Here is a 21,606-nt window from a genome sequence, read left to right on the forward strand (position 1 = left end):
ATGATATACAAAATAAATTTACAGGATTTGAAATGAATATATAATAGAAGAAAAAAGAAATGTTTATATTGTTGCTACCATGTTGGCGTCAACCTCATGCGCCTAATGGCAACAAAAAACATCTACTTCGTCCCATTCGGCCAAGATGCACCAGAGAAAAAACCGAACTCAATGGTAGCTCGCATGGAGCTGCTGGAAGATACAGTGTTAGAAGCGCTGCAAGGGAAGCAATTGCAACCGGTGGTCGTAGAAAAATTCAGATATATGAATTAAAAAACGAAAAAAAACGGACAATTTTTGATGAAACCATCATTCTTACTGTAGAATATGATAAAATTAACGTTATTAAGATCAGAAGGGGTATTGTATACTCCTTCTGATTCTAAGTTATAGAAGGATTGGTATCTAGAAAGGGGCATAGTGATGGAAAAGCAAAAAACTTTTCATGTCGCTGTAGTTGGAGCAACCGGCGCAGTTGGTGAACAAATGTTAAATACTTTAGAGAAACGAGAATTTCCAATCGGGAAATTAACGTTACTTTCATCTAAACGATCTGCAGGTAAGAAACTTGTATTTAAAGGCGAAGAATTTACAGTTCAAGAGGCAACTCCTGAAAGCTTTGAAGGAGTAGATATCGCACTATTTAGTGCTGGTGGATCTGTATCGAAACAATTAGCGCCAGAAGCAGCAAAACGCGGTGCGATTGTTGTTGATAATACAAGTGCATTCCGTATGACAGAAAACGTGCCACTTGTTGTACCTGAAGTAAATGAAAACGACTTAAAAGAACATAATGGTATTATTGCAAATCCAAACTGTTCTACAATTCAAATGGTAGTAGCTCTTGAGCCAGTTCGTCAGCAATATGGTTTAAAACGAGTAATCGTTTCCACATATCAAGCTGTATCAGGTGCTGGTGCGGCAGCTATTGAAGAACTGCATGAACAATCACAAGCAATCTTAAATGGCGAAGAAGTTAAGGCAAATGTTCTTCCTGTATCAGGTGATAAGAAGCATTTCCCAATTGCTTTTAATGCGATTCCACAGATTGATAAATTCCAAGATAATGGATTTACGTTTGAAGAAATGAAAATGATTAACGAAACGAAAAAAATTATGCATATGCCTGAATTAGAAGTAGCGGCAACATGTGTACGTTTACCAGTTGTATCAGGACACTCTGAGTCTGTTTACATCGAAGTAGAAAAAGAAGGCGTAACAGTAGCAGAATTAAAGAGCTTACTTGCAAATGCGGAAGGTATTGTTCTGCAAGATAATCCAGAAGAGCAGTTATATCCAATGCCAGCTACTGCAGTAGGTAAAAACGAAGTATTCGTTGGAAGAATCCGTAAAGATTTAAATAACGATAAAGGATTCCATCTTTGGGTCGTATCTGATAACTTATTAAAAGGCGCTGCATGGAATTCTGTTCAAATTGCAGAGCGCTTAGTAAAATTACAATTAGTGTAAACGGCTAAGAGAAGGTGCAAAATATGAAAATAATTGTTCAAAAATTTGGTGGCACATCAGTACGTGATGACAATGGACGTAAGCATGCGCTTCATCATATAAAAAAATCATTAGCTGCTGGTTATAAAGTAGTTACTGTCGTATCTGCTATGGGCCGTAAAGGTGAACCATATGCAACGGATACGTTATTAAGTCTTGTAAATCAAGAGGAATCTACTATTTCTAAACGTGAGCAAGATTTATTATTATCGTGTGGAGAGTTAATCTCTGCAATTGTTTTCTCTAATATGTTGAATGAGAACGGTATAAAAGCAGCAGCATTAAATGGTGCACAAGCTGGTTTTGTAACGAATGATGACTTTACGAATGCAAAGATTATTGAAATGAATTGCGATCGTATACATGAAGAGTTAGAAAATGTAGATGTAATCGTCGTTACAGGATTTCAAGGGCAAACGAAAAAAGGTGATACGACAACACTTGGACGCGGAGGTAGTGATACTTCAGCTTCAGCATTAGGTGTTGCACTTCATGCTGAATATATCGATATATTCACTGATGTAGAAGGTGTTATGACTGCGGATCCTCGTATTGTAAAAGATGCACGTCATCTTCAAACTGTAACGTATAACGAAATTTGTAACATGGCTTATCAAGGTGCGAAAGTCGTTCATCCACGTGCAGTTGAAATTGCGATGCATGCAAAAGTGCCACTTCGTGTACGTTCTACGTATTCTGAAAGTGAAGGTACTCTTATTGCAGCATACGATGGTGCTACAAAAGGGCAGGATGTAGAAGAACGTCCTGTTACAGGTATTGCCCACGTATCGAACGTAACGCAAATTAAAGTACTTGCAAAAGAAACGGCATACGACATACAGCAGCATGTATTTAAAGAAATGGCAAACGAAGGCATTAGTGTTGATTTAATTAACATTTCTCCTACTGGTGTAGCTTACACAGTAAATGATAATGTATCAGCTCGTGCTGTCGAAGTGCTAAAACAACTTGGATATGAGCCAATTGTGACAGAACATTGTGCGAAAGTATCTATCGTTGGAGCTGGAATGGCAGGCATCCCAGGGGTTACTGCAAAAATCGTTACAGCTTTAGCAGAAAAAGGTATTCAAATCCTGCAATCGGCAGATAGTCATACAACAATTTGGGTTCTTGTAAAAGAAATTGATTTGGTGGAGGCTGTAAATGCATTACATAGTGCGTTTGAGCTTTCAAAAGAAAAGCAACTGGAACAATAAGGAGTGAGACCATGATAGATTTTGGGACAATTGCAACCGCGATGGTAACACCGTTTGATATAAACGGGAATATCGATTTTGCAAAGACAACGAAATTGGTAAATTATTTAATTGATAACGGTACAACAGCAATCGTGGTAGGAGGAACGACAGGAGAATCTCCTACATTAACTTCAGAAGAGAAAGTAGCGTTATATCGCCATGTCGTATCTGTTGTCGATAAAAGAGTGCCCGTAATCGCTGGAACAGGTAGCAATAATACGCATGCTTCTATTGACTTAACTAAAAAGGCAACAGAAGTTGGTGTGGATGCAGTAATGCTAGTAGCACCGTATTATAACAAACCGAGTCAAGAAGGAATGTATCAGCATTTTAAAGCAATTGCTGAAAGTACGCCGCTTCCGGTTATGCTATATAACGTTCCGGGACGATCTATTGTACAAATCTCCGTTGATACAGTTGTTCGTTTATCAGAAATAGAAAACATTGTTGCTATTAAAGATGCCGGCGGCGATGTGTTAACAATGACAGAAATCATTGAAAAAACAGCGGACGACTTTGCGGTATACAGCGGTGATGATGGTTTAACGTTACCAGCTATGGCAGTTGGAGCGAAAGGTATCGTTTCGGTAGCATCTCATGTTATCGGAAACGAAATGCAAGAAATGATTACAGCATTTCAATCAGGAGAATTTAAGAAGGCACAAAAATTACATCAATTACTTGTAAGAGTAACTGATTCATTATTTATGGCGCCAAGTCCAACTCCAGTAAAAACAGCGTTACAAATGGTTGGATTAGATGTAGGTTCTGTACGTTTACCACTTCTTCCATTAACAGAAGAAGAAAGAGTAACGTTACAATCTGTAATGCAATCTATCCCTCGTTAATAAAAAATGACCTAGTGTAGAACTAGGTCATTTTTTATTATATGCAAATCTTTTTCTCGTTTTCTCACCTATATGTGTTCTTATAAGAATATTAATCGCTTCTTCATTATGTGTATAAGAAAATAATCGTACTCCTTTAACCGAGTCAAAAAATGATAGATATTATGGAATAAACGTAATAAACTACGGTGTTTGTTTTTAGAGAAATCCCCTCAAATTTGACGTAATTCATAAAAAAACTCCATTTTGTAAGTGTTTTTGTTGGATTCTAGAAAAATAAATCTTGAAACTCCCTATTATGAAATGAATTTAGCGTATGTATGGCTAGTTCTTCAAAATAATATGGAGTATAAAATCGAAGTAAATATAAAGGAAATACGTTCGATACTTTTGTTGTCATTCCGTTCTTTTACTCTTTCTTTCGCACGATTTAACTTGTGTTCTATTTCTTGTATCAGGTATAATATGGCTAAGTAGCTTAGTACGGGTATGCTTAGCAAAATTGGGAAAAATTATAATTTAATTAAATTTTCATATCATATCGAATAAGATATTTGATTTATATAATGAAAGAGAGGTGAAACCTGGTTTAAAAAATAAACAAGGACATGATATCGCATAACGGTAAGGACATTCGTCTTGGACGGTGAAAATATGGTGGTTGTAGAGTTTCCCCTGGTGTCTCTGCAATTTTAGTGAAATCAGTGTTTGCAAGATTTTTAAACCAGGCAACAACATGAAGAGAAAAGAGAATGAGTCTGTTAAAGTATTTGCTCTTGGTGGAGTAGGTGAAATCGGGAAAAACATGTACTGTGTTGAAATTGATTCTGAAATCTTTATCGTAGATGCAGGGTTAATGTTCCCGGGAGATGAAATGTTTGGAATTGATATCGTTATTCCTGATATTACATATTTAGTGGAAAATCAAGAGCGAGTAAAAGGTTTATTTATTACTCACGGTCATGAAGATCATATTGGTGGAATTGTGTATGTACTTCGTAAATTATCTATTCCAGTCTATGCAACGAAATTAACAGTAGGACTTATACAAGAAAAACTTGGTGAAGCGGGCATGTTAGGCCGTGTAGACCTAAAAACAATCGATTCAAATTCAACAGTAGAATTTAACACTACAACGGTGTCATTCTTCGGAACGACACATAGTATTCCGGATTCTGTTGGCGTTTGTTTCCATACATCAAAAGGTGCAGTCGTATATACGGGAGACTTTAAATTCGATCAAACTCCAATTGGAAATAGTGGAGCAGACCTTGGGAAAATGGCGCAAATCGGAAATGAAGGCGTACTTTGCTTATTATCTGATAGTACAAACGCAGAGCGCCCAGGTTATACAGGTTCAGAAAAAGAAGTTGGTGTAGAAATCTCTAAAGTGTTCTATGGCGCAGAAGGTCGTATTATCGTTGCTTCATTTGCATCAAATGTACATCGTATTCAACAAGTATTTGATGCAGCTGCTGAAACAGGGCGAAAAGTAGCGGTAGTAGGACGTAGTATGGTGAAAGTAGTAGACATTGCAAGACGTCTTGGTTATTTAGATGTTCCAGAAGGTATGGTTATTTCATTACAAGAAGTAGACAACTTCCCAGAGAAAAAGGTAGCTATTTTAACGACAGGTAGTCAAGGTGAACCGATGGCTGCTCTATCTAGAATGGCAAAACAAGCACATAAACAAATTTCAATTCGTAAAGGTGATACTGTTATCATTGCTGCTTCGCCAATTCCGGGTAATGAAATATCTGTATCAAAAATTATTGATTTGTTATTTAGAGCTGGAGCTGAAGTTGTTTATTACGGCGAAAGAAAAGTTCACGTGTCAGGTCACGGTAGCCAAGAGGAATTAAAATTAATGTTAAATTTAATGAAACCAAAGTACTTTGTACCCGTACATGGTGAGTTCCGTATGCAAAAAGCGCATGCATATTTAGCTGAAGATGTAGGTATTACAAGAGAAAATATCTTTATCGTAGAAAAAGGCGATGTAATTGCTTTTGGTGACGATGAAGCGAACTTAGTCGGTAAAGTACAAGCTGGTAATGTTTTAATTGATGGATTAGGTGTAGGTGACGTTGGTAATATCGTTCTTCGAGATAGAAAGATGTTATCTCAAGATGGAATACTAGTAGTTGTTGTAACGCTTGGTAAAGATGAAAAGAAAATTATCTCTGGTCCAGAAATCATTTCACGTGGTTTCGTATATGTTCGTGAATCAGAAGCGTTAATTGAACGTTCTACAGAGATTGTACGTATGATTGTTGAGCAGTCAATTAAAGAATATTCAATTGAATGGTCAATGTTAAAACAAAATATTCGTGAATTATTAGGACAGTTCTTGTACGAAGAGACAAAGAGAAAACCTATGATTTTACCGATTATTATGGAAGTATAAAAAAGATCACCCTTATGGGTGATCTTTTTTCTTTTTAACCCTATCGAATGAAATTTATAACTTAAGAAATAATAGTTATATACGAGTGAAAGGGGATGCGAAATGACAGAACGTGATCGATATACAAATGAAGAAAAAGAAGCTGAGCCAAAAGAAGCTGGAAAAGAGGCTTCGATAGTCGAAAAAATTCAACAGCTTGGACAGACAAATGTACCACAGATGAATGAATCACGTATTCATTGTTTAACGATTATCGGACAAGTGGAAGGTCATGTTCAATTACCACCGCAAAATAAAACAACAAAATACGAGCATATCATTCCGCAAATTGTTGCGATTGAACAAAATCCGAAAATTGAAGGTTTGCTTTTAATATTAAATACGGTTGGAGGTGACGTTGAAGCTGGGCTAGCAATTTCTGAAATGGTAGCTTCACTTTCAAAACCAACAGTATCTCTAGTTTTAGGTGGGGGACATTCCATCGGTGTACCGATTGCTGTTTCTACTGACTATTCGTTTATTGCGGAAACTGCGACGATGACAATTCATCCAATTCGTTTAACAGGTCTTGTCATAGGTGTGCCACAAACATTTGAGTATTTGGATAAGATGCAAGAAAGAGTCATTCGTTTTGTGACGAAGCACTCAAAAGTAACAGAAGATCGTTTTAAAGAGCTTATGTTTGCGAAAGGGAATTTAACGCGAGATATTGGGACGAATGTAATTGGTGGGGATGCAGTAAAGTACGGTCTTATAGATGATGTTGGCGGTATTGGAAATGCGATTCGAAAATTAAACGAATTAATAGATGTTCGCGCGGAAGATAGTACAGAAGGGACAATGCTACAATGATTTTATATACAATTATGCCAGAGCAACTTGTGTATCCGGCCGATTATTCACAATGTGAAAGTCAAAAAGTTGTAAATATAAATGGTGTGGAATTAATGGTTTCTGAAGAGGAACATGGATGTTATTCTATTGTACGTGTGCTAAGTACGGACCCACTTCACTATTTAGAGTTTGAGCCCGGTCAGAAAATAACCTTTTAGCAAAAAGAAGGATTTTGTTTAGAAGCTATGGTATAATATAAAAAACAAGACGGTTGAGCAGCCATGAGTAGGCTGCTTTCTTCTGTTTATTTAGCATTTTACAAGAAGTGTAAAAATAGAAGATATAAAGACCTGAAAAATAGAGAAAACAGACATATAAATAGAGCGTTTTGAGGGGAGCTTTATTTATATGTAGAACGCGAGGTGAAGAAATGGCAAAACAAAAGCAAAGAGGGACGAAGGCAAAGGCAAGACGTACGATAAAGCCAACTTTGTATTATGAAATCGTCGGTTTAACTCTTTTTGCACTTTCAATCATTACGATTTTACAGCTAGGCGTTGTAGGAAAATCGTTTGTGTTATTTTTTCGCTTCTTCTTTGGTGAGTGGTACATAATTGGTGTTTTAGGTGTAATAGCTTTATCGGTTTCCTTTGTTATAAAACGCGGATGGCCGAACCTTTTAAATAAACGATTAATTGGATTTTATTTAATTGTATTGGCGATATTAATGTTTAGTCATATTACATTATTTAACCTTCTTACAAAAGATGGAGCAGTGCAAAATACTTCTGTTATTGTGAGTACGAAAGATAACTTCTTTCTTGAAATGAAAAAGGGGCCAGATAGCGTTCATTTAGGTGGTGGTATGTTTGGTGCGCTTATGTTCGCAACATGTTACTTCTTATTTGACGAAGTAGGAGCTTATATCATTGGTATTATTCTAGTTATTCTCGGTATACTTTGTATAACAAATAAGCATATTGGAGAAGTGTTAGCGCCAGTTGGTAGAATTCTTAGAAGTCAATTTCAAGTGATGCAAGGGGATTATAAAGATTGGAGAGCTAAAAGAACGGCTGAACAAACAGAAAAGAAAAAAACAACAAGAAGCACAAGAAGCAAACGTGCTGCAGAACAAGAAGAAATTATTGAGCCGATGGAAGAAATTTCAATTGATCCTCCGATTATTTCGAATTTCACTGAGAATTATCCTGTAAATGAAGAAGAGGATAAACGAATCGAAGTAGAGGAAGAAGATTTGATCACTTCACCGTTTATTGAAGAGACTCCGCCAATTGAAGAACCAAAGAAAAAGCGTGGAGAAAAAATTGTTGAATCGTTAGAGAGTGAAGCGCAAGCACCTCCTATGCAATTTTCAAATGTAGAAAATAAAGATTACAAGCTTCCTTCACTTGATATATTAAAATTTCCAAAGAATAAGCAAGTTACAAATGAAAATGCGGAAATTTATGAGAATGCTCGTAAATTAGAACGTACATTCCAAAGTTTCGGAGTGAAAGCGAAAGTAACAAAAGTACATAGAGGTCCTGCAGTTACAAAATATGAAGTGTATCCTGATATGGGGGTAAAAGTAAGCAAAATTGTCAGTTTAAGTGATGATTTAGCCCTTGCTTTAGCTGCAAAGGACATTCGTATTGAAGCGCCAATTCCCGGGAAATCAGCTGTAGGGATCGAAGTTCCGAACTCAGAAGTTTCGATGGTAACACTGAGGGAAGTGCTTGATTCTAAGGCTAATAACCATCCGGAAGAGAAGTTGTTAATTGGTCTTGGCCGAGATATTACAGGTGAAGCTGTATTAGCCCGTCTAAATAAAATGCCCCATTTACTCGTAGCTGGTGCGACAGGTAGCGGGAAAAGTGTATGTATTAACGGTATTATTGTTAGTATTTTAATGCGTGCAAAACCACATGAAGTAAAATTAATGATGATTGACCCGAAAATGGTAGAGTTAAATGTATATAACGGTGTGCCTCATTTGTTAACGCCAGTTGTAACTGATCCGAAAAAAGCATCGCAAGCATTGAAAAAAGTTGTGAGTGAAATGGAACGTCGTTATGAATTGTTTGCTCATAGTGGTACACGTAACATTGAAGGATACAACGATTATATAAAAGAGCATAATAGTCAATCAGAAGCGAAACAACCCGAATTACCTTATATTGTAGTAATTGTGGACGAGTTAGCAGATTTAATGATGGTTGCTTCGTCTGATGTAGAGGATGCGATTATGCGTCTAGCGCAAATGGCTCGTGCTGCTGGTATTCATTTAATTATTGCAACGCAACGTCCGTCAGTTGACGTTATTACGGGTGTTATTAAAGCAAATATTCCATCACGTATTGCATTCGCTGTATCTTCTCAAACAGATTCTCGTACAATTCTTGACGGTGGTGGTGCAGAGAAGCTACTAGGTCGTGGAGACATGCTGTTTATACCAATTGGTGCATCGAAACCTGTACGTGTACAAGGCGCATTTTTATCAGATGATGAAGTTGAGAGAGTTGTAGAATATGTTATTGGACAGCAAAAAGCACAATATCAAGAAGATATGATTCCGCAAGATGTTCCTGATACGAAGCAGGAAGTAGAAGATGAATTATATGATGAAGCGGTTCAACTTGTAGTGGAAATGCAAACAGCATCTGTTTCTATGTTACAACGTAGGTTTAGAGTAGGTTATACGCGAGCTGCTCGCCTAATTGATGCAATGGAAATGAATGGTGTAGTAGGTCCGTATGAAGGTAGTAAACCGAGAGAAGTGCTCATTAATGATGTACAAGAAAAAAGTTCTTAAAAAAAGCCTAATTGTTTTTACAATTAGGCTTTTTTATATAGTGTTTTTGTTATATACTATACTCAGTAATAAAGAAAGGGCTTACATTTAGGGGGGCTCTTTAGAATACGAATACTTTGATTATGTTTTATGTAAATGTTCGATATTTAATGCAGAAAAATGTTGGATTTTGTTGACACGTATGAGAGCAAGTGGTAAGATTACTTCGAAAAGAATCACTGCCTCATATAATCTTGGAGATAAGGTCCATAAGTTTCTACCTGGCAACCATGAATTGCTAGACTATGAGGGGAAAAGTGTGTAACAAAGGATGTAAAGGATCTTTGTGCCGAACTTTTTCTCGAAATGAGGAATGTTTATGGTGCAAAGTTTTTTTTATGCAATAAAGAGTGAAAATTTCATTAAAAAAAATTATTATTATTTATTCGACAATTACGCTTATTTTGGTGTTTAGTCATTTGTACTATGTTGTAAGTTGAAAAAAGAGAAAAGAAGTCTTACATCAGAGGTCGAATAATTGAAATGCGGGGGAGTCTTATGTCAGTAAAATCCGATAGTCGTCACCTATATCTACGGGTGATTGATCACATCAAAGAAAAAATTAAAGATGGGGCTTATAAAGAACGACAAAAGTTACCATCAGAGTTTGATTTAGCGAAAGAACTTGGCGTAAGTAGAGCGACTTTAAGGGAAGCGTTGCGTATTTTAGAAGAAGAAAATGTTGTCATTCGTAGACATGGTGTAGGGACATTTGTAAATGCAAAGCCATTATTTTCTTCTGGAATAGAACAACTTTCTAGTATTACAGATATGATTTCTAGTGTGGGGAAAACACCAGGAACAATCTTTTTATCATCATCTACTACAACTTTAACAGAAGAGGAAAAAGAGAAGTTTAATAGTGAAGATGGTTTTAATGCAGTGATGATTGAACGCGTGCGTACAGCAGATGGGGAACCTGTTGTGTATTGTATCGATAAACTTGCAAAAGAAATATTGCCAGATTTATCGGGTTACAATGAGGAATCATTATTAACGGTGATACATAATAACACACATAAGCGCATAACATATGCGGTTGCCCACATTGAGCCAATTGGCTATCACCCTAAAATCTCACCGATTTTAGAATGTGAGCCTGAAACAGCACTGCTTGTATTAAAACAAATGCACTATGATCAAAATGATGAGCCAATCTTATATTCTATCAATTACTTTAGAGCTGATAAATTTAGCTTCCACGTATTAAGAAAGCGTATGTAGGTAAATTCCTTTTTAGGGAGGTGACAGCAAGAAGTAAGGAACAGCAGCGTAAGAATAAATAAATATATATCATTTTTGGAGGGGTTTCTAGTATGAAGAAAAAAGCAGGCCTTTTATTATCATTAACATTAGCAGCAAGTACAGTTTTAGGTGCATGTGGTAACTCGGATAAGGCGAGCAGTGACAAGAAAGACACGAAAGACAATAAAGACTTCAAGGTTGGTCTCGTAACGGATGTTGGGGGCGTTGATGATAAGTCATTTAACCAATCTTCTTGGGAAGGGTTACAAAAGTTTGGTAAAGATAATGGTTTAAAAGAAAAGACAAATTATCGTTACCTTCAGTCTGAAAAAGAAGCTGATTATATTCCGAATTTAAAAAAATTCTCAAAAGATAAATATGATTTAACATTCGGAATTGGTTATAAATTAGAAGGTGCAATTAAAGAAGTAGCAAAAGAATCTTCAAAACAACAATTTGCAATCGTAGATACTGTTGTAGATGCACCGAACGTAACGAGCATTACGTTTAAAGATCATGAAGGATCATTCCTTGTAGGTGCGGTAGCAGCTATGTCAACAAAATCGAATAAAGTAGGATTTGTTGGTGGAATGAAAAGTGATTTAATTAGTAAATTTGAAAATGGATTTAAAGCTGGTGCAAAGGCAGTAAATCCAAACATTGAAATCGTATCTGAATATGCAGAAGCATTCGATAAGCCTGAAAAAGGTACAGTTCTTGCTTCAGCAATGTATGGTCAAGGCGTAGACGTAATTTATCATGCTGCTGGTGGTACAGGTAACGGTGTGTTCACAGAAGCGAAAAACCGTAAGAAAAAAGGTGAAAATGTATGGGTAATCGGTGTTGACCGTGACCAACATCAAGAAGGTATGCCTGAAAATGTAACATTAACTTCAATGATTAAACGTGTTGATGTAGCTGTAGAAAAAGTAGCTAAAGAAGCAAAAGATGGAAATTTAAAAGGTGGGAAAATTGAAGAGTTTGGCTTAAAAGATGACGGTATTGGTATTTCAAAAACAACTGATAACGTGAAAAAAGTTAACCCTGAAATTTTAACAAAAGTAGAAGAGCTTGAAAAGAAAATTACAGCCGGTGAAATTAAAGTGCCAGCTACAGATAAAGAGTATAAAGAATACGAAGCTTCTCTAAAAAAATAAATAGAGAAATAGCAAAGGTTAGTTCATAGAACTAACCTTTGTATGTATAAAACTTCCGAATTGCTTAATAAGTTAATAGTGTAATAGGGAATGTTCCCTGTTAAAAGGAGGAACACAATGGAATACGTAATTGAGATGAATAACATTACGAAAGTATTCCCAGGCATTGTAGCGAATGATGATATTACGCTGCAAGTAAAGCAGGGTGAGATACATGCTTTACTTGGAGAAAATGGTGCAGGGAAATCCACATTGATGAATGTACTATTTGGTTTGTACCAACCAGAGCAGGGTGAAATTAAAATTAAAGGTAAACCTGTAAAAATTACAAATCCGAATATAGCAAATGACCTTGGTATTGGAATGGTCCATCAACACTTTATGCTTGTTCATAATTTTACAGTTACAGAGAATATTATTCTCGGAAATGAACCGAAGAAAAAAGGGAAAATTGCTGTTGAGGATGCTGCTAAAGAAATTCAAAAACTGTCTGAACAATACGGTTTGGCTGTAGATCCATATGCGAAAATACAGGATATTTCAGTTGGTATGCAACAGCGTGTTGAGATTTTGAAAACTCTTTACCGCGGTGCAGAAATTTTAATATTTGATGAACCGACAGCTGTGTTAACACCACAAGAAATTCATGAGCTAATTCAAATTATGAAAAAGCTTGTACAAGAAGGAAAATCTATTGTTCTTATTACACATAAGTTGAAAGAAATTATGGAAGTTTGCGATCGTTGTACGATTATTCGTAAAGGAAAAGGGATTGGAACGGTTGACGTTGCAAATACGGATGAAAATAAACTTGCAGAATTAATGGTCGGACGTCAAGTGAATTTTAAAACAGAAAAAATAGACGCGAAGCCAAAAGAAGATGTACTTTCAATTGCAAACCTTGTTGTTCACGATGCACGTCAACTACCTGCTGTAAAAGGCCTTGACTTAACTGTTCGTGCGGGGGAAATTGTTGGGATTGCAGGGATTGATGGGAACGGACAAAGTGAATTAATAGAAGCGATTACTGGTTTACGAAAAGTTGAGTCAGGTTCTATTGCAATTAAAGGAAAAGAAATAACAAATTGGCCTGTTAGAAGAATAACAGAAGAAGGAATTGGTCATATTCCAGAAGATCGTCATAAACACGGACTCGTTCTTGATTTTTCTGTTAGAGATAATATAGTTCTTCAAACGTACTATAAAAATCCGTTTTCAAAGAAAGGGATTTTAAATTTTAGCAAAATTACAGAAAAAGCAAAGGCTCTTATTGAACAGTTTGATGTACGTACACCTAGTGAGCAAACGTTAGCACGCGCTCTATCTGGGGGGAATCAACAAAAAGCAATTATTGCACGTGAAGTAGACCGAAATCCAGATTTATTAATTGCGGCACAGCCAACACGTGGTTTAGATGTAGGAGCAATTGAATTTATTCATAAGAGATTAATAGAGCAAAGGGATAAAGGAAAAGGTGTATTACTTTTATCATTAGAGTTAGATGAAATCTTAAATGTTAGCGATCGAATTGCTGTTATTTATGAAGGGGAAATTGTAGCAATAGTTGATGCGAAAGAAACGAATGAACAACAGCTTGGATTGTTAATGGCTGGAGGAACAAAGAAGGAGCAGGTGGGTACAAATGGCTAAAAAACTTTTAACAGAACGAACGATAAATATTTTAGTCCCAGTACTATCCGTTATTTTCGGCTTACTTGTAGGAGCGGTTGTAATGCTAGTTAGTGGCTATGATCCAATTGTTGGTTATAGTGCACTTTGGACAGGAATGTTCGGCAGCGCAAGTGCGATTGGTGAAACGCTCCGTACAATGATACCGCTTATTCTTGCTGGCTTATCGGTCGCGTTTGCATTTCGTACAGGTTTATTTAATATCGGGGTAGAGGGTCAATTGTTAGTTGGTTGGCTTGCAGCGGTTTGGTTCGGTTATGCAGTCTCACTACCAGCGTTCCTTCATATTCCATTATCGATTTTATTTGCCGCATTGGTGGGCGGAATTTGGGGCTTCATTCCGGGATATTTAAAAGGGAAGTTTCAAGTGAATGAAGTTATTGTAACTATTATGATGAACTATATTGCGTTGTATGTAACGTATGACATCATTAAGCGTTTCTTACATGCGGGTAATGACAAAACGTATGATATTAAAGAGAGTGCGTCACTATCTTCAGACTGGCTTGCTTCTATTACTGACGGTTCACGTCTACACTGGGGAATTATTGTAGCAATTTTAATCGCTATTTTAATGTGGTTCTTATTAGATCGAACAACTTTAGGTTACGAATTAAAGTCTGTAGGATTTAATCAGCATGCTTCTCAATATGCAGGTATGAAAGTTTCTCGTAATGTAGTATTCTCTATGACAATTGCTGGTGCATTTGCGGGGATTGGTGGAGCGATGGAAGGATTAGGGACATTCCAGAGTATGACAGCGATGTCTTCGTTTACAGGAGTAGGATTTGATGGGATTGCCGTAGCATTACTTGGAGGGAATAATCCGTTTGGTATAATCCTTTCAGCTTTATTATTTGGTGGTTTGAAAAGTGCTTCCCCTCAAATGAACTTTGAGGCAGATGTACCGTCAGAGCTTATTAATGTAATTATTGCATGTATCATCTTCTTTGTTGCATGTAGTTATGTGTTAAGATGGGCGCTTACACGCATGAGCAAGGAGGGGAAATAAATGAGCTTTTTAGATATATTAGCCATTCTTGTGACGGGTACGTTATATACATCGGCACCTATCATTTTCACAGCACTAGGTGGTGTATTTAGTGAACGATCGGGTGTTGTAAATATCGGATTAGAAGGACTAATGCTATTTGGTGCATTTATTGGAGTTGTTACAAACTTATTAATGGGTGATACTTGGGGAACGATGACTCCATGGATTGCGTTATTATTTGCGGCAATTGGTAGTGGATTATTTGCATTACTTCATGCGGTAGCTTCTATTACATTCCGAGCAGATCAAGTTGTAAGTGGTGTAGCCATTAACTTCTTATCTCTTGGTTTAACAGTATTTGCAATTAAGAAGATTTTTGATAAAGGGCAGACTGACTTTATTCAGTATCGTATTGAAAAGATTGATATTCCAGGCCTTTCGGATATTCCGGTTTTAGGGAAAATATTTTTCTCGAACGTACCAATAACGTCGTATATTGCCATTATTTTAGCATTCGTTGTTTGGTATGTTATTTATAAAACACCGTTCGGTCTTCGTCTACGTGCTGTTGGTGAACACCCAATGGCAGCGGATACGATGGGGATTAATGTATATAAAATGCGTTATATTGGAGTCTGTATTTCAGGAGTGTTTGCTGGAATTGGTGGAGCGATTTTTGCAATGTCAATTTCTAATAACTTCTCAGGGGCAACTATTACAGGACAAGGTTTCTTAGCTTTAGCTGCTATGATTTTTGGGAAGTGGAATCCACTAGGTGCATTAGGTGCAGCTCTATTCTTTGGTTTTGCGCAATCTCTAAGTGTAACGGGCGGAACAATTCCTGTATTAGATCAAATTCCAAGTGTTTTGTTAACGATATTACCATATGTATTCACAATATTAGCGCTTGTTGGTTTTGTAGGTCGTTCTGAAGCTCCGAAAGCATTAGGAACTCCTTATGAAAAAGGAAAACGATAAGTATTTTATAAGTATAAAAAAGCTCGCACATTAGTGTGGGCTTTTTTACATAGAATATATTTAATACGGAATTTTACTATGTTCCTTACATATTAAAGTTTTTAGAAAGAATCATATGTAAGCATAATAAGGGAGAAAAGTTGATTTTTTATTTCTAAAAACTGTATATTGAAGAGGAATATTCCTATATACGTAAAGGAGGGCTATAAATGAAACTAATGGAACAACAACTACATGAGTTAGATGGTTTGCGCGTACATATTATTCCGACTGATAAATATAAAACGAATACCTTTGTATTTCGTTTTAAAGCACCTTTAAATGAGGAGACGGTGACAGAGCGTGCCTTATTGCCATACGTATTGCAAAGTGCGACAGAAAAATTACCTTCTGTAATTCGTCTTCGTCAATATTTAGAAGAATTATACGGATCTTCTTTAGCGGTAGATGTAAGTAAAAAAGGGGAAGACCATATTATCTCCATTTATGTAGACATTGCAAATGAAGTTTATTTACATGATGCACCACCGTTATTTGAAAAAGCGCTTTCTATGTTGTCAGATATTGTGTTACATCCAGCAACGGAGGGCAACGGTTTCCTATCTTCTATCGTAGAAAGTGAAAAAAGAGCACTGTTACAGAGAATTGAAGCTACTTATGATGATAAAATGCGTTATGCAAACGAGCGTTTAATTGAAGAAATGTGCAAAGTAGAACCGTATCGTTTAAGTGCAAATGGAAAAAAAGAGAGTGTTATGTCTATTACAAATGAAAGTCTGTATCAATATTATCAAAAGGTGTTAGCGGAAGATGAAATGGATCTATATATTATTGGTGATATTTCAGAAAACGCCGTTGATCTTGTAAGTAAGTATTTTTCTATTTCAGCTCGTCCAGTGAGAGAAAGAAATGTACTCCTTCATAGACGAAATAATGAAGAAAAAGAAGTTGTTGAAAAACAAGAATTAAAACAAAGTAAATTACACATCGGTTATCGTACATTTGTCACATATAAAGATGAAGATTATTTTGCATTGCAATTGTTCAATGGATTGTTTGGTGGCTTTTCTCATTCGAAGTTATTCGTAAATGTGCGTGAAAAAAATAGTTTAGCGTACTATGCAGCATCGCGCTTTGAAAGTCATAAAGGTTTATTATTTGTTATGTCAGGAATTGAAGCGAAAAATTATGAAAAAGCAGTTGAGATTATTAAAGAACAAATGCTTGCGATGCAAAACGGAGAGTTTTCTGAAGAAGAAATACATCAAACAAAAAGTGTCATCCAAAATCAAATATTAGAGGCAATTGATACACCACGTGGCTTTGTAGAAATGCTATATCATGGTATTATTTCAGATCGTACACGTCCAGTTGAAGAATGGCTTACAGGTATAGAAAGTGTGACAAAAGAAGAAATTGTAAAAGTTGCTAAAAATATTGAACTAGATACAATTTACTTTTTACAAGGAACGGAGGGAGAGTAAATGGAGAAAATTGTTTATGAGCAATTAAAAGAAACACTCTATTATGAAAAACTTCCTAATGGATTAGATGTATATGTTTTACCGAAACAAGGATTTAATAAAACATTTGCGACGTTTACGACGAAATATGGTTCTGTAGATAATACATTTATACCATTAGGGAAAGAAGAAATGATTCGTGTGCCAGATGGGATTGCACATTTTCTTGAGCATAAATTATTTGAAAAAGAAGATCACGATGCTTTCCAATTGTTTAGTAAACAAGGAGCATCGGCAAATGCTTTTACATCCTTCACACGAACAGCTTACCTTTTTTCAGGTACTTCAAACGTAGAACAAAATTTAAATACATTGCTAAACTTCGTACAAGAGCCCTATTTCTCTGAAAAAACGGTTGAAAAAGAGAAGGGGATTATTGGGCAAGAAATTCAAATGTATCAAGATAACCCAGATTGGCGTTTGTACTTTGGGTTAATTGATAGCTTATTTGTAAAACACCCAATTAAAATTGATATTGCGGGGACAATCGAATCTATTAGTAAAATTACGAAAGATTTATTATATGAATGTTATGAAACATTTTATCATCCGAGCAATATGTTATTATTTGTTGTGGGTGCAATTGATCCAGAGAAAACAATGGATTTAGTACGTGAAAATCAAGCGAAAAAAGATTATAAAAACCAGCCAGAAATTGTGCGTTCATTTGAAGAAGAACCAAATGAGGTAAATGAAAAGAAAAAAATTATTTCAATGCCTGTGCAAACACCGAAATGTTTAGTTGGTATTAAAGCGACTAATTTAAAAGAAAAGGGGCAAGCGCTTTTAAAACAAGAAATTGCGCTTACGTTACTTTTAGATTATTTATTTGGAAAAAGTTCTGTTCATTACGAAGCTTTATATAATGAAGGACTTATTGATGATTCATTCTCGTATGACTATACAGAAGAAAATAACTTCGGTTTTGCAATGGTTGGTGGTGATACGAAACAACCTGATGAATTGGCAGATCGTTTAAAAGATATTTTATTAAAAACAGATTATGATCAATTAGATGCGGCGGCATTAGAACGAGTGAAGAAAAAGAAAATTGGTGGTTTTTTACGCTCGTTAAATTCACCAGAATATATTGCAAATCAATTTACACGATACGCGTTTAATGAATCTAGCCTATTTGATGCATTGACTGTATTAGAAGGACTAACCGTTCAAGACTTACAAGAAGTAGCGGGATTATTGTTATCAGAAGAAAAAATGAGTGTTTGTCAGGTGTTACCGAAAAAATAAAATTTTAAAGATACCCTCATCTTATCATTGAAAAATTGTAAGATGAGGGTATTATTTAGTTGTGTGAAAATTGAAGTTGTAGAGATAAGAGAGGGAATTTATGAAAAAGTATGCGTTAGTAACTGGAGGGAGCGGAGGGATTGGCTCTGCTATTTCGAAACAATTAATTCAAGATGGATATACAGTTTATGTTCATTACAATAACAGTGAAGAAAAGGTATTGGAATTGCAGAAGGCATGGGGAGAAGTTATCCCTGTTCAAGCTAATTTAGCTTCTAGTGATGGAGCAGAACGATTGTGGGGACAAATTGAACATCCTATTGATGTTATTGTATACGCAGCGGGGAAGAGTATTTTTGGATTAGTAACAGATGTAACAAACGATGAATTAGATTATATGGTAGAACTTCAAGTGAAGAACGTATATAAATTACTTTCAATGGCACTTCCGCCTATGATTGAGAGAAGAAGTGGTAATATTGTAATTGTTTCATCTATATGGGGACAAATAGGGGCTTCTTGTGAAGTACTTTATTCAATGGTAAAAGGGGCGCAAAATTCATATGTGAAAGCTTTAGCGAAAGAAGTTTCTTTAAGTGGAATACGTGTGAATGCAGTAGCACCAGGAGCAATTGAAACGGAAATGTTAAGTGTTTTTTCTGAAGAAGATAAAATGGGAATTGCTGAAGATATACCATTAGGTAGAATAGGATTACCAGAAGAAGTAGCGAAAACAGTTTCATTTCTCGTATCACCAGGAGCGTCTTACATAACTGGACAAATTATCGGAGTGAATGGCGGTTGGCACTGCTAAAAAATTCTTACATAAAAAATGAATAGTTGCACAAATTAAGGATGATTTTATTACTCAATAGTGAGGTGCTTAATTATGTCAGTATTAGATAATTTTGATCAGTGGAAGAGCTTTTTAGGAGAACGTTTAGAGCAAGCGCAAGACAAAGGTTTAGATGGCGGTGCGGTATCAGATATGGCATTTCGTGTTGGCGACTATCTTGCTAATGAAGTAGAAGGACGCAATGACCAAGAGAAATTATTAGCTGAGCTTTGGAAAGTTGCTGATGAACAGGAGCAACATACAATTGCAAATTTAATGGTTAAGTTCGTACAACATAAGTAAAAGTAGAGAGGAGATTCTCCTCTCTACTTTTTTTGTATAATAATTACACAGGATAGATTATACATTTAGCTTCCCTATTAGGGTGAAATCATATAATATAGTACGTAGGTGTAAAGTAAGCAAGGGGAGTGATCTTGGATGATTGAATGGTATTTTGAATATGAAATACATAAAAACCGACCTGGCTTGCTTGGTGACGTTTCTTCGTTAATCGGTATGCTCGGCATTAATATTGTCACAATTAATGGTGTAGATAATGCACGACGTGGGTTACTTCTTATGTGTGATAATCAAGAGCAAATCTCTAGACTTGAATCAATTTTAAATACGATGGATAACATAACGGTAACGAAATATCGTCCGCCCAAGCTAAGAGATAAGCTAGCGGTTAGGCATGGTAGGTACATACAACGAGATGCAGATGATAAGAAAACATTTCGATTTGTGCGTGATGAATTAGGCTTACTTGTAGACTTTATGGCAGAAATCATGAAAAAAGAAGGCCATAAACTAATTGGGATACGCGGAATGCCTCGTGTCGGAAAAACAGAATCCATTGTTGCTGCAAGTGTTTGTGCAAATAAAAGGTGGTTATTTGTATCATCTACTCTTATTAAGCAAACTGTTCGCAGTCAATTAATTGAAGATGAGTATAGCGATGACAATATTTTCATCCTAGATGGAATTGTGTCAACGAAGCGTGCTAACGAAAGACATTGGCAGCTCGTTCGTGAAATTATGAGATTGCCTGCAACGAAAGTTGTGGAACATCCTGATGTATTTGTGAGTCAGTCAGAATACACATTGGATGATTTTGATTATATTATCGAGTTGCGTAACGATTATGATGAAGAAATACAATATAATTTAGTAGATGAAATTGAGCAAGGTACGCAAAATAATTTCTCTATGTTTGACTTTTAAAGAAATATTGAGGTGTTAGTAGTGACGGAATTGGGACAAAAGCTGAAAGAAACAAGAGAAGCGAAAGGCTTGTCTATTGATCAGCTGCATGAGATTACAAAAATTCAAAAACGCCATTTAGTGGCAATTGAAGAAGGCAATTATGATGTATTGCCAGGAGCTTTTTATGCGCGTGCATTCATTAAACAATACGCAGATGCGGTTGGATTAAATGGAGAGGAACTGCTTGTAGAACATCAGAGTACGATACCACAATCTGAAAAGCGTGAAGTTCCACAAGTATCAACGGGACAAAAAACACAAGAAACAATGCAAAAATCTTCATCATGGCCAATTGCAGATCACATGCCGAAAATCTTAGTTGCGCTGTTAGTCATCGCAGTTGGAGTGGTAATCTGGTTTGTGTTTCAAGCGTTAACTGGAAAAGATGATGAAAAAGTTCCAAGCGCTCAAAGTGAGAAAATTGAAGTTCAAAAAGCGAAAGATTCTCCGTTAGATACGAAGAAAGATGAAGTGAAAGCGGAAGAGCCAAAAAAAGAGGAACCAAAGAAAGAAGAACCAAAGAAAGAAGAACCAAAGAAAGAGGAGCAACCAGCACAACCAACTGGACAGCAAGAAGTGAAAGTAGTTGGAACAACTGGAAAGGTATCTACTTTGGAAATTCATAATAATAAAACATTAGAACTGGAAATTTCAGCTAAGGGTACAAGTTATGTAGATGTTAAGGATGATGCGGGTAACGAAATTCTAAACACTACAGTACAAAGCGGTCAAACAGAGAAACGCGATGTATCAACATTAAAAGAAGTACGACTTAATATTGGAAGTGCACCGAATGTTGAAATTAAACTGAATGGCCAAGTGCTTGCTTTCCCGTTAGATCCACAAAAAGAATATCACCAAAGATTGGTGATTAAAAACCAAGGGATAGAGCAACCAGCACAATAACAGTCATCGCTTCGATGACTTTTTTTCGATGAACAAATGTTTTTGATATGATGG

At 36.1% G+C, this 21,606-nt stretch carries 18 protein-coding genes, 1 pseudogene and 1 riboswitch; all 19 genes and pseudogenes read left to right on the forward strand.

All coding sequences use genetic code 11. The features are described from left to right. Nucleotides 1-84 precede the first annotated feature (84 nt). Nucleotides 85-273, forward strand: a pseudogene (gene spoVFB, locus AB6801_RS11660) (dipicolinate synthase subunit B); the annotation flags it as partial. Between the two features lie 150 nt (nucleotides 274-423). After that, nucleotides 424-1,470, forward strand: coding sequence for an aspartate-semialdehyde dehydrogenase (gene asd, locus AB6801_RS11665; RefSeq protein WP_000414846.1), 1,047 nt, complete (start codon nucleotides 424-426; stop codon nucleotides 1,468-1,470). Nucleotides 1,471-1,493: 23 nt separating this feature from the next. Further along, a complete protein-coding gene (dapG, locus tag AB6801_RS11670; protein WP_000692453.1) occupies nucleotides 1,494-2,726 on the forward strand; it encodes an aspartate kinase in 1,233 nt (410 codons plus the stop codon). Between the two features lie 11 nt (nucleotides 2,727-2,737). Further along, the gene (gene dapA, locus AB6801_RS11675; protein WP_000564764.1) at nucleotides 2,738-3,616 is read left to right on the forward strand and encodes a 4-hydroxy-tetrahydrodipicolinate synthase; all 879 of its coding nucleotides are present in this window, start codon (nucleotides 2,738-2,740) and stop codon (nucleotides 3,614-3,616) included. A gap of 736 nt (nucleotides 3,617-4,352) precedes the next feature. Further along, nucleotides 4,353-6,023 carry a ribonuclease J gene (locus AB6801_RS11680; RefSeq protein ID WP_000823096.1) on the forward strand — a complete coding sequence of 557 codons (1,671 nt, stop codon included), beginning with the start codon at nucleotides 4,353-4,355 and terminating at the stop codon, nucleotides 6,021-6,023. Nucleotides 6,024-6,125: 102 nt separating this feature from the next. Continuing rightward, nucleotides 6,126-6,875 carry a translocation-enhancing protein TepA gene (gene tepA, locus AB6801_RS11685; RefSeq protein WP_000139806.1) on the forward strand — a complete coding sequence of 250 codons (750 nt, stop codon included), beginning with the start codon at nucleotides 6,126-6,128 and terminating at the stop codon, nucleotides 6,873-6,875. Beyond that, the gene (locus AB6801_RS11690) at nucleotides 6,872-7,075 is read left to right on the forward strand and encodes a YlzJ-like family protein (RefSeq protein ID WP_000605020.1); all 204 of its coding nucleotides are present in this window, start codon (nucleotides 6,872-6,874) and stop codon (nucleotides 7,073-7,075) included. The genes tepA and AB6801_RS11690 overlap by 4 nt, the downstream gene beginning before the upstream one ends. 212 nt (nucleotides 7,076-7,287) lie before the next feature. Next, nucleotides 7,288-9,669: a DNA translocase FtsK gene (locus tag AB6801_RS11695; protein WP_001118776.1), complete on the forward strand. Its 2,382-nt coding sequence runs from the start codon at nucleotides 7,288-7,290 to the stop codon at nucleotides 9,667-9,669. A gap of 203 nt (nucleotides 9,670-9,872) precedes the next feature. Further along, nucleotides 9,873-9,974, forward strand: a riboswitch (purine riboswitch). 232 nt (nucleotides 9,975-10,206) lie between these two features. Beyond that, entirely contained in the window at nucleotides 10,207-10,932 is a 726-nt protein-coding gene (locus AB6801_RS11700) for a GntR family transcriptional regulator (RefSeq protein WP_000114182.1), read from the forward strand. A gap of 92 nt (nucleotides 10,933-11,024) precedes the next feature. Further along, entirely contained in the window at nucleotides 11,025-12,110 is a 1,086-nt protein-coding gene (locus tag AB6801_RS11705) for a BMP family lipoprotein (RefSeq protein WP_000725771.1), read from the forward strand. 117 nt (nucleotides 12,111-12,227) lie between these two features. Continuing rightward, nucleotides 12,228-13,760 carry an ABC transporter ATP-binding protein gene (locus tag AB6801_RS11710; RefSeq protein WP_000456906.1) on the forward strand — a complete coding sequence of 511 codons (1,533 nt, stop codon included), beginning with the start codon at nucleotides 12,228-12,230 and terminating at the stop codon, nucleotides 13,758-13,760. Continuing rightward, entirely contained in the window at nucleotides 13,753-14,811 is a 1,059-nt protein-coding gene (locus AB6801_RS11715) for an ABC transporter permease (RefSeq protein WP_001085264.1), read from the forward strand. The genes AB6801_RS11710 and AB6801_RS11715 overlap by 8 nt, the downstream gene beginning before the upstream one ends. Then, the gene (locus AB6801_RS11720) at nucleotides 14,812-15,771 is read left to right on the forward strand and encodes an ABC transporter permease (protein WP_000008857.1); all 960 of its coding nucleotides are present in this window, start codon (nucleotides 14,812-14,814) and stop codon (nucleotides 15,769-15,771) included. A gap of 209 nt (nucleotides 15,772-15,980) precedes the next feature. Continuing rightward, a complete protein-coding gene (gene yfmF / locus AB6801_RS11725; protein WP_000772405.1) occupies nucleotides 15,981-17,255 on the forward strand; it encodes an EF-P 5-aminopentanol modification-associated protein YfmF in 1,275 nt (424 codons plus the stop codon). After that, entirely contained in the window at nucleotides 17,256-18,542 is a 1,287-nt protein-coding gene (gene yfmH / locus AB6801_RS11730) for an EF-P 5-aminopentanol modification-associated protein YfmH (RefSeq protein ID WP_000411969.1), read from the forward strand. A 100-nt stretch (nucleotides 18,543-18,642) separates the two neighbouring features. After that, nucleotides 18,643-19,356, forward strand: coding sequence for an elongation factor P 5-aminopentanone reductase (gene ymfI, locus AB6801_RS11735; RefSeq protein WP_097999557.1), 714 nt, complete (start codon nucleotides 18,643-18,645; stop codon nucleotides 19,354-19,356). A 75-nt stretch (nucleotides 19,357-19,431) separates the two neighbouring features. After that, nucleotides 19,432-19,680, forward strand: coding sequence for a DUF3243 domain-containing protein (locus AB6801_RS11740; RefSeq protein ID WP_000114450.1), 249 nt, complete (start codon nucleotides 19,432-19,434; stop codon nucleotides 19,678-19,680). A 138-nt stretch (nucleotides 19,681-19,818) separates the two neighbouring features. Next, nucleotides 19,819-20,604, forward strand: a complete 786-nt coding sequence (locus AB6801_RS11745) for a DUF3388 domain-containing protein (RefSeq protein WP_000574107.1) — start codon at nucleotides 19,819-19,821, stop codon at nucleotides 20,602-20,604. Between the two features lie 21 nt (nucleotides 20,605-20,625). Continuing rightward, nucleotides 20,626-21,552 (forward strand): helix-turn-helix domain-containing protein, encoded by a 927-nt coding sequence (locus AB6801_RS11750; protein WP_058840231.1) that lies wholly within the window; start codon nucleotides 20,626-20,628, stop codon nucleotides 21,550-21,552. The last annotated feature ends 54 nt before the right edge of the window (nucleotides 21,553-21,606 follow it).

Source organism: Bacillus sp. RCC_6_1 (assembly GCF_041360755.1).
Classification (GTDB): Bacteria; Bacillota; Bacilli; order Bacillales; family Bacillaceae_G; genus Bacillus_A; species Bacillus_A cereus.